Genomic DNA, 13,945 nt, shown 5'->3' with positions numbered 1-13,945 from the left:
CCGTCTGGTGTCTGCTGGCGCCAGCCTGGCGGTCACGAAGCCCGGCGCGCTGCCGAGCGGCGGATGGCTTCGTTGATCTCGGCGATGGAGCGCTCGATAGCCTCGTCGTCCAGGTCATCGGCCAGGCCATCGAGCGGCCCGCACTGGATGGTCGAGGAGAACTCGTCGTCGCCGAATTCTTCGGTGGAGATGCCCAGGGTGGACTCGAAGGCGCTGGGGGTTTCCCACTCCATGGCCACGGCGGTGACGTTGTCGCTGCTCGGGCCGGCGCGGCGCAGCGCCTGCTCGACCAGTTCGGGCACGGCCTGGGCCACCGGGCTATGGCCCAGCTGCCGGGCGATGGTGGTGTCGTCGAGCGCGCTCCACAGGCCGTCCGAGCACAGCAGCAGCCGGTCGCCCTGCTCCAGCGCCATCGGGCTGGAGATGTCGAACAGCGGGCGCGTGGGCGAGCCCAGGCAGGTGAACAGCACGTTGCGGTTGACGCGCTCCAGTCCCGGGATGGCGGCGTTGCGCAGTTCGATGTAGGAGTGGTCGCGGGTGCGCACGCGCACCTCGCCGTGGCGCACCAGGTACAGGCGCGAGTCGCCGCAGTGGATCCAGCGCGCGATGCCGTCCTGCACCACGGCCAGCACCAGCGTGGTGCGCGGCGAGTCCAGCAGCCCGTGCTGGTTGCCGTGGCGCAGGATTTGCTGGTGCGCGGCCAGCAGCGCCGAGGACAGAAAGGCCTGCACGTCGGCCAGCGCCGGCCGGGCCTGGCGCTGGAACAGCGCCGAGACCGTCTGCACGGCGATCTGCGCGGCCAGCTCGCCCTGTGGGTGCCCGCCCATGCCGTCGGCCAGCACGAACAGGCAGGCGGCGCGCGTATAGCAGTAGCCCATGCGGTCTTCGTTCTTTTCACGCCCGCCGCGGCGGCTGATCTGGAAGACGGAGAACTTCATTTGGGCCTTGCGGCAGCGGCGCCAGCGTCACCACCGCGGTTGATGCTCTTTCTGGTGTCGCTCACCAGGGTGTCGAGCTGCAGGCGCATCTTCTCCGCCACCGACAGCTTGGTGTAGCGGCGCTCGCCTTCGCGCGAAAGCTCCTTTTGCAGCGTGAAGACCGACTGCGGGCGCGTCATCGGGTCGAGCGCCATGCACCATTCGACGACTTCGATCAGGTTGTCCGAATAGACCCCGCGCAGCTTGGCCAGGGCGGTGCTCAACCTGTCCTTGTCCTGGCGTTGCGGCGCCTCGGGCGGAGGAAAGCCGGCCATGCAGGCATAGATGCAGGCGCCGATGGCGTAGATGTCCGTCCACGGCCCCATCTGCGTGTCGCGCCGGTACATCTCGGGTGCGGCAAAGCCGGGCGTGTACATCGGGCGGATGAAGTTGCCTTCCTTGGACAGCACTTCGCGCGCAGCGCCGAAGTCGATCATCACGGCCTTGTTGTCGTCGGTGATGAAGATGTTGGCCGGCTTGATGTCCAGGTGCAGCATCTTGTGCTGATGCACGATGCGCAGGCCGCGCAGCACCTCGTCGAACAGCGAGCGGATGGTGGACTCGCGAAAGATCTTCTGCGTCTTGAGGTCGCGTGCGGTGATGATGAAGTCCTGCAGCGTGGCGCCCTCCAGGTAGTTCATCACCATATAGACGGTCTCGTTCTCGCGGAAAAAGTTGTAGACGCTGACCACCGAGGCGTGCGAGATCTGCGCCAGCGAGCGGCCTTCCTCGAAGAAGCTCTTGAGGCCCAGGCGGTACAGCGAGAGTTTTTCCGGTGCCACCCGAGGCAGCAGCTCGCCGGCCTCGCGTGTGGCCAGCGAGGCCGGGATGTATTCCTTGATGGCGACTTGCTGGCCCTCGGGGTCGAGCGCCAGATAGACGACGCCAAAGCCGCCCGAGGCCAGGCGGCGCACGATGCGGTAGCCGCCGATCTGGGTGCCCGGAGGCAGGGGAGCCGGTTTGACTTTTGACATGGAGCGGGAGCAAAAGGCGCGCAGGCTGCGGCGGGAAAGCCGGATAATCGCCGGTTTGCACGATGCCCTGCATCGACCAGCCACCACCAGCAGAGAAGTCTCATGGCAGTTTACAGCATGACCGGTTACGCCAGCGTGCAGCGCACGGTGCTGGCGCCGCAGGGCGCGCCGGGACACGAAGGGTACCGGCTGGGGCTGGAATTGCGCTCGGTCAACAGCCGTTTCCTGGACTTGACGCTGCGCCTGTCCGAGGAGCTGCGCACGCACGAGCCGGCCCTGCGCACGCTGCTCACGGGCGCCATGAAGCGCGGCAAGGTCGAACTGCGCGCCTTCGTGGACAGTGCGGACGCCGCCGCCCTGGCCCAGCCGTCGCAGCAGATGCTGCAGCGCCTGGCGGCGGTGCAGCAGACCGTGCAGGCACAACTGCCGACCGCCCGGCCGCTGAGTGTGGCCGACGTGCTGCGCCTGAGCGCCGGCGCCAGCGCCGATCCGCAAGACTGGGGCCCGCAGCTGCTGGAGCTGGCGCGTCAGGCGCTGGCCGAGTTCCTGGCGGCGCGCCAGCGCGAGGGCGAGCGCCTGGCCGAGTCGCTGCGCGAGCGCCTGACCGGGCTGCGCACGCTGGCCGCCCAGGCTGGCCCGCTCATCCCGCTGCTGGCCCAGCAGCAGCGCCAGCGCTTCATGGAGCGCTGGCGCGAGGCCATGCAGCTAGCCGAGGGCGCCGCCGTGCCCGAGGCGGCGCAGGAGCGCGCCCTGACCGAGGCCACGGCGTTCGCCATCCGCATCGACGTGGCCGAGGAGCTGACCCGGCTGGTCGCCCACGTGGACGAGATCGGCCAGCTGCTGGACAAGGGCGGCGAGGTCGGCAAGCGCCTGGATTTTCTGATCCAGGAGCTGCACCGCGAGGCCAACACCCTGGGCTCCAAGTCCGCCACCATGGAACTCACACGCATTAGTGTGGATATGAAGGTGCTGATCGAGCAGATGCGCGAGCAGGTGCAAAACCTCGAATGATCCTGCTCGAATGACCCTGTTTTGATAGCGCCTGCCGCTTGACCCATATGGCTTATCCCGGAAATCTCTTTGTCGTCTCGGCCCCCAGCGGGGCCGGCAAGTCCAGCCTCGTCAAGGCCTTGATGGAGGTGGACTCGCACGTCCAGCCCTCGGTCTCGCACACCACGCGCGCGCCGCGCGGCCAGGAAAAGCACGGGCGTGAATATTTCTTCGCCTCCGAGCAGGAATTCGACGCCATGGTCGCGGCCAATGGCTTCGTCGAGTGGGCCAACGTGCATGGGCGGCGCTACGGCACCTCGCGCCGCGCCATCGAGGAGCGCGTCGCCTCGGGCGCCGACGTGGTGCTGGAGATCGACTACCAGGGCGCGCTGCAGATCCGCCAGAGCTTTGCCGACGCCGTGCTGGTCTTCATCCTGCCGCCGAGCTGGGAGGAGCTGCGCTCGCGCCTGGAGCGCCGCGGCGAGGACAGCCCCGAAATCATCGAGCTGCGCCTGACCAACGCGCGCCAGGAAATGGCCCAGGTCGGGAAATTCGACTTCGTTATAATCAACGAAGTTTTTGAGCGAGCGCTTTTCGACCTGAAAGCCATCGTCCACGCCCAGCGGCTGAAGGTTCCCGCCCAGTGCCGCGCCCGGGCCGACACCTTCGCCTCGCTCGACATCCCCCCCCGAACTGACGCCCTCAATCCCCTGGAGAAACCATGGCCCGCATTACCGTGGAAGACTGCCTGGAGCAGATCCCCAACCGTTTCCAGCTGGTGCTGGCTGCCACCTATCGCGCCCGCATGTTGAGCCAGGGCCATACGCCGCGCATCGAAAGCCGCAACAAGCCCGCCGTGACGGCGCTGCGCGAGATCGCCGCCGGCAAGGTCGGCCTGGAAATGCTCAAGAAGGTGCCCGGCTGATACGCCTGCCCGTCTGTTGCCCCAAGCACGAAGCACCGCCTGGCGGTGCTTTTGTTTTTGCGGCTCCAGATGGTGTTGGTGCGCATACGTTTTCCTGCAGCGCTATAGTTGACCGGCTATGGCTTCCTTTTTTTCTGCAGCATTGACCAGCGACCCAGCCGCCTCGCGCCCCGCTACGCCCGGCCCGGGGGAAGCGGAGCACCTGGATGCTGCAGAGGCGGCCAGAGTCACGCAGGCCAGCTTTGCCGCCCTGCTGGACAAGCTTGACTATCTGGACGAAGCGCAGACCGAGCAGGTGCAGCACGCCTTTCGCTATGCCGAGCAGGCCCACCAGGGCCAGTGGCGCAGCAGCGGCGAACCCTACATCACCCATCCAATCGCGGTCACTGCCCTGTGCGCGGTCTGGAAGCTCGATGTCCAGGCGCTCATGGCGGCGCTGCTGCACGATGCCATGGAGGACTGCGGCATCACCAAGGCCGATCTGGCCGAGCGCTTCGGCGCGCCGGTGGCCGAGCTGGTCGATGGCCTGACCAAGCTGGACAAGCTGCAGTTCAACACGCGCGAGGAAAACCAGGCCGAGTCGTTTCGCAAGATGCTGCTGGCCATGGCGCGCGATGTGCGCGTCATCCTGATCAAGCTGGCCGATCGCACGCACAACATGCGCACGCTGTCGGACATGCCGCGCTCCAAATGGCGGCGCATCTCGTCCGAGACGCTGGAGGTCTATGCCCCGATCGCCCATCGCCTGGGCCTGAACCAGACTTATCGCGAGCTGCAGGATCTGTCGTTTCGCCACCTGCACCCGTGGCGCTACGAAACCCTGTCCAAGGCAGTGGCGCGCAGCCGCAACCGCAGCCGCGAGGCGGTACAGAAGATGCAGGGCGAAGTCGATGCGGCCTTCGTGCGCGCTGGCCTGCCGGCGCGCGTGTCCGGGCGCGAGAAGACGCTCTACGCCATCTACCAGAAGATGACCGAGCAGCACCTGAGCTTTGCCCAGGTCAGCGACCTGTACGGCTTTCGCGTGGTGGTGCGTTCGGTGCTGGACTGCTACACGGCGCTGGGCGTGTTGCATCAGGCCTTCAAGCCGGTGCCGGGCAAGTTCAAGGATCACATCGCCATTGCCAAGCTCAATGGCTACCAGTCGCTGCACACCACGCTGGTCGGCCCGGCGGGCCTGAACGTGGACTTCCAACTCCGCACCGAGGAGATGCACATCGTCGCCGAGGCTGGCGTGGCCGCGCATTGGCTGTACAAGGCGCGCCGGGCCGAGGGCGAGAATGCCGAGCGCATGGACACGCAATGGCTGCAGTCGCTTCTGGACATACAGAACGAGACGCGCGACGCCGCCGAGTTCTGGGATCACGTCAAGGTCGATCTGTTTCCCGATGCGGTCTATGTCTTCACCCCGCGCAGCCAGATCATGGCGCTGCCCAATGGCGCCACGGTGGTGGATTTTGCCTATGCCATCCACAGCGACGTGGGCGACCGCACCGTGGGCGCGCGCGTCAACAACGAGCAGGTGCCGCTGCGCACCGAGCTGAAGAACGGCGACGTGGTCGAGGTGGTCACGACCCAGGGCGCGCGGCCCAACCCGGCCTGGCTGGGTTTTGTGCGCACAGCGCGGGCGCGCTCCAAGATTCGCCACTACCTCAAGAGCATGGCGCAGACCGAATCGGCCGGGCTGGGGGAAAAGCTGCTGGCCCAGGCGCTGCGCGCCGAAGGCATCGAACAGCTGCCCGACATACAGGCCCATGCGGCGTTGTGGGACAGGCTGCTGCGCAGCACCGGCAGCCGCACGCAAGCCGAACTGCTGACCGACATCGGCCTGGGCCGGCGCATCGCCGGCATCATTGCCAAGCGCCTGGTCGGCCTGCTAGCCGAAAGCGGCCAGCGTCCCGATGCCGTGCTGCTCAGCCGCGAGCGCTATGCCGCGCACGAGAGCGTCTCGCAGGGCGCCATCACGCTGGACGGCAGCGAGAGTGCGCCGGTGCAGTACGCTAGCTGCTGCCGGCCCGTGCCGGGAGACGCCATCGTCGGCTACCTGGGCAAAGGCGAGGGCCTGGTGGTGCATCACGCACGCTGCGGCGTGGCCCAGCGTCTGCAGCGCAAGGATGCCGAGCGCTTCATCGCCGTGGACTGGGCCGACGAGCCGGCGCGGCTGTTCGAGACCGGCGTCAACGTCACGGTGAACAACGGCAAGGGCGTACTGGCGCGCATCGCCTCGGAGCTGGCCAGCTCCGAGGCCGACATCGTGCGCGTGGACATGGACGACGCCATGGCCACCACCGAGCTGCGCTTCGTGATCGCCGTGCGCGACCTGGCACACGTCGAGGCGGTGCTGCGCAACCTGCGCCGCACCTCGTCGGTGCTGCGCGCCTGGCGCGTGCTGCCTCAGGTGGACTGATTGCCCGGCTCGCCCGGCTGCGCGGGCGACCGATAGCTGACCTGCAGCACCTCCAGCCGACGCAGGCCGGCAGGCGTTTGCAGCGCCACCTCATCGCCCTCGCGCGCCTTGAGCAGGGCGCGTGCCACGGGCGCAATCCAGCTGATCTGCTGGCGAGCGTTGTCGGCCTCATCGATACCCAGGATGGTCACCGTGCGCTCCTCGCCCAGATCGTCGGCATAGGTCACAGTGGCGCCGAAGAACACCTGGTCGCTGCCTTGATGCACCGAGGGATCGACGACCTCGGCGATCTCCAGCCGCTTGGTCAGGAAGCGGATGCGCCGGTCGATCTCGCGCAGGCGCTTCTTGCCATACAGGTAGTCGCCGTTTTCCGAACGGTCGCCGTTGCTGGCGGCCCAATGCACGATGTCCACGACCTTGGGGCGCTCTTCGTCGATGAGCTGCATCAGCTCGCCACGCAGGCGGGCGTAGCCCTGGGGGCTGATGTAGTTCTTGCTGCCCGCCGGGATGGCGGGTGCGGGTGCCGCGCCGGGATCGTCGTCCTCGGGCGCGTCGTCTTCGCGGGTAAAGGCCTTGCTCATGGCCTGATAGTGCCGTGCTTTGGCTGGGAGCCAACGAAAAAGCCCTGAATCCTTTCGGATTCAGGGCTTGTCGTTTGGCGCGGCTGGCAGGAATCGAACCCACGACCCCTTGGTTCGTAGCCAAGTACTCTATCCAGCTGAGCTACAGCCGCGAAGCTTTGAATTCTAGCACGATAAATCGGCTGTCTTTCAAAAATTGCTGCCTGTGGTGTCGGTCAGTGGTCTGTACCGGCCTGCAATGCAGCAACGAGGGCAATTGTAATGCGCTTTTTCGGCCGTCCGCAGCAAGTTGCGAGAAAAATACCCGGCGTGCATCGCCCATCGCTTAACGTCCATAGCCCAGGCAGGCGCCGGAGTTGGGCATGGTGCGGCATTCGCGCGCCAGCCGGCGCTCGCGCTCGGCACGGGTTTCTTCGGAGCTGCTGCGCGGCGGGCCGGCCTTGCCGCCGGATTTCTTGCCCTTGCCGCCCGATTTACCCGATTTCTTCCCGGCCCAGGCTGGGGTGGGAGTCAGGGCGACAAGACTGGCTGCCGTCAGGGACAGGGCCAGGCCCAGGGCAGCGCGGCGTGGCAGCCGAGGGGCGGATGCAGGCAGGGCAGGCATGGCGGAGTCCTCGTGATCGAACAAGGGCAAGGCCCGACAGGGGCGGCGGGCTGGGCGGGGCGCAGCGACGGGCATCATCGCCACCCTTGCCGCAGCAGGGCAATCGGCGTCGCTGCGGATGCCGGAAAAAAGCCCGGCGGGATATAATCGTGCGGTTTTGCATAGTGCAAGACGCACGCCGGCGGCCTTTCCAGTGGCCGGCGCAAGTCACAACCAGGCTGCGGTGCCTGGCTTCTTTGGCGGCAAGAGCGTGCATTCCATACCTCCTCGCCGCCCAGGCCACCGCCCGGCCACTCAGGAAATTTTCATGATCGCATCCTCCGTCAAGGCCGAAGTCGTCAAGGCCAACCAGCGCGCTGCCAACGATACCGGCAGCCCCGAAGTGCAGGTCGCCCTGCTCACGGCGCGCATCAACGAGCTGACCCCCCACTTCAAGCAGCACGCCAAGGATCACCACGGTCGCCGCGGCCTGCTGCGCATGGTCAGCCGCCGCCGCAAGCTGCTGGACTACCTCAAGGCCAAGGACGCCGAGCGCTACACGGCCCTGATCGCCAAGCTGGGCCTGCGCAAGTAAGCAGCGCCTTCGCCCGCAACGCCTGAGTTGGATGCACCGGCTCAGGCGTTTTTTACTTCACCCATCCCCTTTGGAGACCCGTCAGACAGAGCGAAGCTGTGTCATTCCAAGCCAGTGCTGAAGTCATGTAGCTACTTTTTTAATAGCTGCCAGCGCTTGCCTGGAATGGCATCGCGGTCTGTTTGACCTCCAAAAGCTTGCTGCTCAAGCGCGAGCAGCTATTTTTTCAGGAGCAAACCATGACGATGTTCAACAAAGTCACCAAGACCTTCCAGTGGGGCCAGCACACGGTCACCATGGAGACCGGCGAGATCGCCCGCCAGGCCAGCGGCGCCGTCCTCGTCAACATCGACGACACCGTGGTGCTGGCCACCGTGGTCGCATCCAAGAGTGCCAAGCCGGGGCAGGACTTCTTCCCGCTGACGGTGGACTACATCGAGAAGACCTACGCCGCTGGCAAGATCCCCGGCAGCTTCTTCAAGCGCGAAGCCAAACCCAGCGAGCTGGAGACACTCACCAGCCGCCTGATCGACCGCCCGATCCGCCCGCTGTTTCCCGAGGGCTTCTACAACGAGGTGCATGTGGTCATCCACACCATCTCGCTGAACCCGGAGGTGGACGCCGACATCGCTGCCATGCTCGCCGTGAGCGCCGCCCTGTCCGTGTCGGGCATCCCGTTCAATGGCCCTATCGGCGCCGCGCGCGTGGGCTATGTCAACGGTGAATACGTGCTCAACCCCGGCCAGACCGAGCGCAAGAATTCCAGCCTGGATCTGGTCGTTGCCGGCACCGAAGCCGCCGTGCTGATGGTCGAGTCCGAGGCCGAGCAGCTGCCCGAGGACGTGATGCTGGGCGCCGTGGTCTTCGGCCACGAGCAGGGCCGCGTGGCCATCGAGGCCATCCATGAGCTGGTGCGTGATGCCGGCAAACCGGTGTGGGATTGGCAGGCCCCGGCCAAGGACGAGGCCTTCATTGCCAAGGTCACCCAGCTGGCCGAAGAAAAACTGCGCGCCGCCTACCAGATCCGCAGCAAGCAGGCGCGCACCCAGGCGCTGCGCGAGGCCTCAGCCTCTGTGCTGCAAAGCCTCAAAGACGAGGGCGCCGAGTTCGATCAAGTGAAGGTCGAAGCCCTCCTGTTCGACATCGAGGCGCAGATCGTGCGCAGCCAGATCCTGGCCGGCGAGCCGCGCATCGATGGCCGCGACACGCGCACCGTGCGCCCCATCGAGATCCGCAGCTCGCTGCTGCCGCGCACGCACGGCTCGGCCCTGTTCACGCGCGGCGAGACGCAGGCGCTGGTGGTGACCACGCTGGGCACGGAGCGCGACGCGCAGCGCATTGATGCGCTGGCCGGCGAGTTCGAGGATCGCTTCCTGTTCCACTACAACATGCCGCCCTTTGCCACCGGCGAAGTGGGCCGCATGGGCTCGACCAAGCGCCGCGAGATCGGCCACGGCCGCCTGGCCAAGCGCGCGCTGATCGCCGCGCTGCCTTCCAAGGACGAGTTCCCCTACACCATCCGCGTGGTGTCCGAGATCACCGAATCCAACGGCTCGTCCTCCATGGCCTCGGTCTGCGGCGGCTGCCTGTCGCTGATGGACGCCGGCGTGCCCATGAAGGCGCACGTGGCCGGCATCGCCATGGGCCTGATCAAGGACGGCAACCGCTTTGCCGTGCTGACCGACATCCTGGGCGATGAGGATCACCTGGGCGACATGGACTTCAAGGTCGCCGGCACCACGGGCGGCATCACGGCGCTGCAGATGGACATCAAGATCCAGGGCATCACGCGCGAGATCATGGAAGTCGCCCTGGCCCAGGCCAAGGAAGCGCGTATGCACATCCTGGCCAAGATGCAGGAAGCCATGGGCGAGGCACGCACGGAGATCTCCAGCTTCGCGCCCAAGCTCTACACCATGAAGATCAACCCCGAGAAGATCCGCGACGTGATCGGCAAGGGCGGCGCCACCATCCGCCAGCTCACCGAGGAGACCGGCACGCAGATCAACATCGAGGAGGACGGCACCATCACCATCGCCGCCACCGAGGCAGCGCGTGCCGACGAGGCGCGCCGCCGCATTGAGGAGCTGACGGCAGAGGTCGAGGTCGGCAAGATCTACGAAGGCCCGGTCACCAAGATCCTGGACTTCGGCGCCCTCATCAACCTGCTGCCCGGCAAGGACGGCCTGTTGCACATCAGCCAGATCGCCCACGAGCGCGTGGAGAACGTGAACGACTACCTCAAGGAAGGCCAGGTCGTGCGCGTCAAGGTGCTGGAGACGGACGAGAAGGGCCGCGTCAAGCTGTCGCTCAAGGCGCTGACCGAGCGCCCTGCCGGCATGGAGCGTCCCGAGCGCGGTGAGCGCCACGATCGGGGCGAGCGTCGCGAGCGTCGCGACGACCGCCGCGATGACCGTCGCGATGAGCGCCGTGACAGCAATGGCCAGGACGCAGCCGGTTCCGCAGATGCCTGATTGCTATCAATAAAAGAGCTGTCAACGCTTGTTGGGCAAGCGTTTCAGTCGTTTTTGATGCTCAATGAAGGGACTGCCATGAGCGAAACCAACATGCAGGCCGTGGAACTGGCCGGCTTTGGCCCGCCCGAGGTGCTGCGCCTGGCGCAGCGCCCGCGCCCGCAGCCGAGCAGCGGCGAGCTGTTGATCCGCGTGAGCGCCAGCGGGGTGAACCGTCCGGACGTGCTGCAGCGCAAGGGCCACTACGCCCCGCCGCCCGGCGCCTCGGACCTGCCGGGGCTGGAAGTGGCCGGCGTCATTGAGGCCGGCGATGCGGCAGCCCTGGATCAGGCCGGCCTTCGCATAGGCGACCGGGTCTGCGCGCTGGTAGCCGGCGGCGGCTACGCCCAGTGGTGCGTGGCCCCGGTGGCGCAGTGCCTGCCGGTGCCGGCAGGGCTGTCGGATGTCGAGGCAGCCTCGCTGCCTGAGACTTTCTTCACCGTCTGGAGTAACGTATTCGACCGGGGCCGTCTGCAGGCCGGCGAAGTGCTGCTGGTGCAGGGCGGCTCAAGCGGCATCGGCGTCACCGCCATCCAACTGGCCCGCTCGCGCGGCGCGACGGTGATCGCCACTGCCGGCTCGGGCGACAAGTGCGCTGCCTGCCTGGAGCTGGGCGCGCACCACGCCATCAACTACCGCACACAGGACTTTGCCGCCGAGGTGCTGCGCCTGACCGAAGGGCGCGGCGCCGACGTGGTGCTGGACATGGTGGCTGGCGACTATCTGGCACGCGAGATCGGCTGCTTGGCCGAGGATGGGCGCATCGTCATCATCGCCGTGCAAGGGGGCGTCCAGGCGCAGATCGACGCCGGCGCGGTGCTCAGAAAGCGCCTCACGATCACCGGCTCCACGCTGCGCCCGCGCCCGGTGGCCTTCAAGGCGCAGATCGCCCAGGCGCTGCAGCGTGAGGTCTGGCCGCTGCTGGCCAGCGGCGCCATCAGGCCGGTCATCCACAGCACCTTCCCGGCCGCCGAGGCCGCTGCCGCCCACGCGCTGATGGAGTCCCGCCAGCACGTGGGGAAAATTGTCCTGACCTGGAGCACGTGATGTCCAAGCAAAAACTGATTGCCGGCAACTGGAAGATGAACGGCAGCCTAGCAGCCAACGAGGCCCTGCTGGCGGCCTTGCGTGCTGGCCTGGCCGGCACGCAGCCGATCTGCGCCATCGCCGTGGCCGTGCCGGCGCCCTATCTGGCGCAGGCGCAGGCGCTGGTCTCTGGTACGCCGATCGGGCTGGCCGCGCAGGATGTGTCGCAGCACGACGGTGGCGCCTACACCGGGGAGGTATCGGCTGCCATGCTGCGCGACTTTGGCGCGCGCTACGTGCTGGTCGGCCATTCTGAGCGCCGCCAGTACCACGGCGAGAGCGACGCGACCGTAGCCGCCAAGGCACAGAAGGCGCTGGCTGCCGGCATCACGCCCATCGTCTGCGTCGGCGAGACGCTGGCCGAACGCGAGGCCGGCCAGACCATGGACGTGGTGCGGCGCCAGCTGGCTGCCGTGATCCAGGCCAACGGCCACTGCATCAGCGAGATCGTCGTGGCCTACGAGCCGGTCTGGGCCATCGGCACGGGCCGCACCGCCACGCCCGAGCAGGCGCAGGAAGTCCACGCCGTGCTGCGCGCCCAGCTGGCAGCGGCCACCAGTGCCGCGGCGCGCGTGCCGCTGCTGTACGGCGGCAGCATGAATGCGGCCAATGCCGCCGAATTGCTGGCCCAGGGCGATATCGACGGCGGCCTGGTGGGTGGAGCCTCGCTCAAGGCCCAGGATTTTCTGCAAATCATCGCTGCAGCCGGCTCCTGACAAGCGTCTGCAGCTATTAATTCAGGAGTTGAAAGAAACATGAATACCTTGGTGAATGTCATTTTGGCCGTGCAGATATTGACGGCGCTGGCCATGATCGGCCTGATCCTGATCCAGCACGGTAAGGGTGCGGACATGGGTGCGGCCTTCGGCAGCGGCAGCTCGGGCAGCCTGTTCGGCGCCAGCGGCAGTGCCAACTTCCTGTCGCGCTCCACGGCAGCGCTGGCCACGGTGTTCTTCGTGGCCACGCTGGCGCTGGCCTATCTGGGCAACCAGCGCACACCCAGCGTGGGTAGCGTGCTGGAGGCGCCGGCTGCTGCCGTGGCTCCGGCCTCAGGGACGGCGCCGCCTCAGCCGGCGGCAGCGCAGGAGGAGTCCACTCCGGCTGCCGAACCGGCCTCGGATGCAGCGCAGATTCCGACCAAGTGATCCAGCGCAAAGGCGGTGAAAAAAGCCGGTACCCGAACTGTGACAGGGTTTTTCCGGGTTAGAATCGCCGTCTGTCTGGATAGGCCAGTCCCGCGCAGGAAGGCTGGCTATCCGGGTACACAGAAAAAGAAGCCGTCGTGGTGGAATTGGTAGACACGCTATCTTGAGGGGGTAGTGGCGAAAGCTGTGCGAGTTCGAGTCTCGCCGACGGCACCAATCACATAAGGGCCGCCTTACCTGAGCCGCAGCGCGGTACGGGCAAGGCGGCTTTTCAACGGTGAGCAGGCCCACATGAATCTCGATCAGTACCTCCCAGTCCTCCTGTTCATTCTGGTGGGGGCTGCCATTGGGGTCGTGCCCTTGTTGCTGGGCTATGTGCTGGGCCCCAATCGCCCGGATCCGGCCAAGAACTCCCCCTACGAATGCGGCTTCGAGGCCTTCGAGGACGCGCGCATGAAGTTCGACGTGCGCTATTACCTCGTGGCCATCCTGTTCATTTTGTTCGACCTGGAAATCGCCTTCCTCTTCCCGTGGGCCGTGAGCCTGCAGGATGTCGGCATGACCGGGTTCGTCGCTGTGCTGATTTTCCTGGCGATCCTGGTCGTGGGCTTTGCCTACGAGTGGAAAAAGGGTGCCCTGAACTGGGAATGAACGCCGCGCGGCTGCACAAAGGATCGAAAGATGATTGAAGGTGTGATGAAGGAAGGCTTCATCACCACGAGTTATGACTCGGTGGTGAACTGGGCCAAGACCGGATCGCTGTGGCCCATGACCTTCGGCCTGGCGTGCTGTGCCGTCGAGATGATGCATGCGGCGGCTGCGCGCTATGACCTCGGGCGCTTCGGCGCCGAGGTGTTTCGCGCCAGTCCCCGGCAGTCCGACCTGATGATCGTTGCCGGTACCCTGTGCAACAAGATGGCGCCGGCGCTGCGCAAGGTCTATGACCAGATGGCCGAGCCGCGCTGGGTCATCTCCATGGGCTCGTGCGCCAATGGCGGCGGCTATTACCACTACAGCTATTCGGTGGTGCGCGGCTGCGACCGCATCGTGCCCGTGGACGTCTATGTGCCCGGCTGCCCGCCCACGGCGGAGGCGCTGATCTACGGGATCATTCAGTTGCAGCAAAAGATCCGCCGCACGCACACCATTGCGCGCGCCTGAGGGAGACGACT

The 13,945-nt window shown here is 66.4% G+C and carries 14 protein-coding genes, 2 tRNA genes and 1 pseudogene; 12 read left to right on the top strand and 5 right to left on the bottom strand.

Annotated features, from left to right (window positions below; all coding sequences use genetic code 11):
- Positions 1-32 precede the first annotated feature (32 nt).
- Both IDM45_RS09555 and IDM45_RS09550 read right to left on the bottom strand, forming a co-directional pair.
- Entirely contained in the window at positions 33-938 is a 906-nt protein-coding gene (locus IDM45_RS09555; protein ID WP_209422633.1) for a PP2C family protein-serine/threonine phosphatase, read from the bottom strand.
- Positions 935-1,951: a serine/threonine protein kinase gene (locus IDM45_RS09550; protein ID WP_209422632.1), complete on the bottom strand. Its 1,017-nt coding sequence runs from the start codon at positions 1,949-1,951 to the stop codon at positions 935-937. Before IDM45_RS09550 ends, IDM45_RS09555 begins: the two co-directional genes overlap by 4 nt.
- Before the next feature lie 117 nt (positions 1,952-2,068).
- On the opposite strand from IDM45_RS09550, the gene IDM45_RS09545 reads away from it, so the two are divergent.
- The 4 genes and pseudogenes from IDM45_RS09545 (at position 2,069) to IDM45_RS09530 (ending at position 6,270) form a co-directional block, all read left to right on the top strand.
- On the top strand, positions 2,069-2,962 hold the full coding sequence (locus IDM45_RS09545) for a YicC/YloC family endoribonuclease (protein WP_408631676.1): 894 nt from the start codon (positions 2,069-2,071) through the stop codon (positions 2,960-2,962).
- 47 nt (positions 2,963-3,009) lie between these two features.
- Positions 3,010-3,627: pseudogene (gene gmk, locus IDM45_RS09540) on the top strand (guanylate kinase); the annotation flags it as partial.
- A gap of 35 nt (positions 3,628-3,662) precedes the next feature.
- Positions 3,663-3,866 (top strand): DNA-directed RNA polymerase subunit omega, encoded by a 204-nt coding sequence (rpoZ, locus tag IDM45_RS09535; RefSeq protein WP_106684539.1) that lies wholly within the window; start codon positions 3,663-3,665, stop codon positions 3,864-3,866.
- Positions 3,867-3,984: 118 nt separating this feature from the next.
- Complete coding sequence (locus IDM45_RS09530) at positions 3,985-6,270, top strand: RelA/SpoT family protein (RefSeq protein ID WP_209422629.1); 2,286 nt, start codon at positions 3,985-3,987, stop codon at positions 6,268-6,270.
- On the opposite strand, the gene greB is transcribed toward IDM45_RS09530, so the two are convergent.
- The 3 genes from greB to IDM45_RS09515 all read right to left on the bottom strand — a co-directional run bounded on the left by greB (position 6,258) and on the right by IDM45_RS09515 (position 7,455).
- Entirely contained in the window at positions 6,258-6,851 is a 594-nt protein-coding gene (gene greB, locus IDM45_RS09525; protein WP_209422628.1) for a transcription elongation factor GreB, read from the bottom strand. The two genes, IDM45_RS09530 and greB, sit on opposite strands and share 13 nt — an antisense overlap.
- 75 nt (positions 6,852-6,926) lie before the next feature.
- A tRNA-Arg gene (locus tag IDM45_RS09520) sits at positions 6,927-7,003 on the bottom strand.
- Positions 7,004-7,176: 173 nt separating this feature from the next.
- The gene (locus IDM45_RS09515; protein ID WP_209424197.1) at positions 7,177-7,455 is read right to left on the bottom strand and encodes a hypothetical protein; all 279 of its coding nucleotides are present in this window, start codon (positions 7,453-7,455) and stop codon (positions 7,177-7,179) included.
- Positions 7,456-7,762: 307 nt separating this feature from the next.
- On the opposite strand from IDM45_RS09515, the gene rpsO reads away from it, so the two are divergent.
- From rpsO to IDM45_RS09475, 8 genes are all read left to right on the top strand, one after another.
- The gene (gene rpsO, locus IDM45_RS09510; RefSeq protein WP_019373299.1) at positions 7,763-8,029 is read left to right on the top strand and encodes a 30S ribosomal protein S15; all 267 of its coding nucleotides are present in this window, start codon (positions 7,763-7,765) and stop codon (positions 8,027-8,029) included.
- Between the two features lie 239 nt (positions 8,030-8,268).
- Positions 8,269-10,503 (top strand): polyribonucleotide nucleotidyltransferase, encoded by a 2,235-nt coding sequence (gene pnp / locus IDM45_RS09505; protein WP_209422627.1) that lies wholly within the window; start codon positions 8,269-8,271, stop codon positions 10,501-10,503.
- 93 nt (positions 10,504-10,596) lie between these two features.
- Positions 10,597-11,589, top strand: coding sequence for an NAD(P)H-quinone oxidoreductase (locus IDM45_RS09500; protein WP_209424068.1), 993 nt, complete (start codon positions 10,597-10,599; stop codon positions 11,587-11,589).
- Entirely contained in the window at positions 11,589-12,344 is a 756-nt protein-coding gene (tpiA, locus tag IDM45_RS09495; protein ID WP_209422626.1) for a triose-phosphate isomerase, read from the top strand. Before IDM45_RS09500 ends, tpiA begins: the two co-directional genes overlap by 1 nt.
- A 39-nt stretch (positions 12,345-12,383) precedes the next feature.
- Positions 12,384-12,773: a preprotein translocase subunit SecG gene (secG, locus tag IDM45_RS09490; protein ID WP_209422625.1), complete on the top strand. Its 390-nt coding sequence runs from the start codon at positions 12,384-12,386 to the stop codon at positions 12,771-12,773.
- A gap of 131 nt (positions 12,774-12,904) precedes the next feature.
- A tRNA-Leu gene (locus IDM45_RS09485) sits at positions 12,905-12,989 on the top strand.
- A 75-nt stretch (positions 12,990-13,064) separates the two neighbouring features.
- Complete coding sequence (locus IDM45_RS09480; RefSeq protein WP_209422624.1) at positions 13,065-13,424, top strand: NADH-quinone oxidoreductase subunit A; 360 nt, start codon at positions 13,065-13,067, stop codon at positions 13,422-13,424.
- A gap of 30 nt (positions 13,425-13,454) precedes the next feature.
- Complete coding sequence (locus tag IDM45_RS09475) at positions 13,455-13,934, top strand: NuoB/complex I 20 kDa subunit family protein (RefSeq protein ID WP_011804399.1); 480 nt, start codon at positions 13,455-13,457, stop codon at positions 13,932-13,934.
- Positions 13,935-13,945 lie beyond the last annotated feature (11 nt).

Origin of the sequence: Melaminivora jejuensis, from assembly GCF_017811175.1 — a bacterium.
Taxonomy (GTDB): Bacteria; Pseudomonadota; Gammaproteobacteria; order Burkholderiales; family Burkholderiaceae_C; genus Melaminivora; species Melaminivora jejuensis.
Note: the sequence above shows the minus strand (reverse complement) of the source record. Positions and strands in the feature narration are given on the sequence as shown.

Bases quoted from the DNA above. Each gene is read 5' to 3' on its own strand.
- IDM45_RS09555 (WP_209422633.1), bottom strand. From the start codon at position 938: ATGAAGTTCTCCGTCTTCCAGATCAGCCGCCGCGGCGGGCGTGAAAAG.
- IDM45_RS09550 (WP_209422632.1), bottom strand. From the start codon at position 1,951: ATGTCAAAAGTCAAACCGGCTCCCCTGCCTCCGGGCACCCAGATCGGC.
- IDM45_RS09545 (WP_408631676.1), top strand. From the start codon at position 2,069: ATGACCGGTTACGCCAGCGTGCAGCGCACGGTGCTGGCGCCGCAGGGC.
- rpoZ (WP_106684539.1), top strand. From the start codon at position 3,663: ATGGCCCGCATTACCGTGGAAGACTGCCTGGAGCAGATCCCCAACCGT.
- IDM45_RS09530 (WP_209422629.1), top strand. From the start codon at position 3,985: ATGGCTTCCTTTTTTTCTGCAGCATTGACCAGCGACCCAGCCGCCTCG.
- greB (WP_209422628.1), bottom strand. From the start codon at position 6,851: ATGAGCAAGGCCTTTACCCGCGAAGACGACGCGCCCGAGGACGACGAT.
- IDM45_RS09515 (WP_209424197.1), bottom strand. From the start codon at position 7,455: ATGCCTGCCCTGCCTGCATCCGCCCCTCGGCTGCCACGCCGCGCTGCC.
- rpsO (WP_019373299.1), top strand. From the start codon at position 7,763: ATGATCGCATCCTCCGTCAAGGCCGAAGTCGTCAAGGCCAACCAGCGC.
- pnp (WP_209422627.1), top strand. From the start codon at position 8,269: ATGACGATGTTCAACAAAGTCACCAAGACCTTCCAGTGGGGCCAGCAC.
- IDM45_RS09500 (WP_209424068.1), top strand. From the start codon at position 10,597: ATGCAGGCCGTGGAACTGGCCGGCTTTGGCCCGCCCGAGGTGCTGCGC.
- tpiA (WP_209422626.1), top strand. From the start codon at position 11,589: ATGTCCAAGCAAAAACTGATTGCCGGCAACTGGAAGATGAACGGCAGC.
- secG (WP_209422625.1), top strand. From the start codon at position 12,384: ATGAATACCTTGGTGAATGTCATTTTGGCCGTGCAGATATTGACGGCG.
- IDM45_RS09480 (WP_209422624.1), top strand. From the start codon at position 13,065: ATGAATCTCGATCAGTACCTCCCAGTCCTCCTGTTCATTCTGGTGGGG.
- IDM45_RS09475 (WP_011804399.1), top strand. From the start codon at position 13,455: ATGATTGAAGGTGTGATGAAGGAAGGCTTCATCACCACGAGTTATGAC.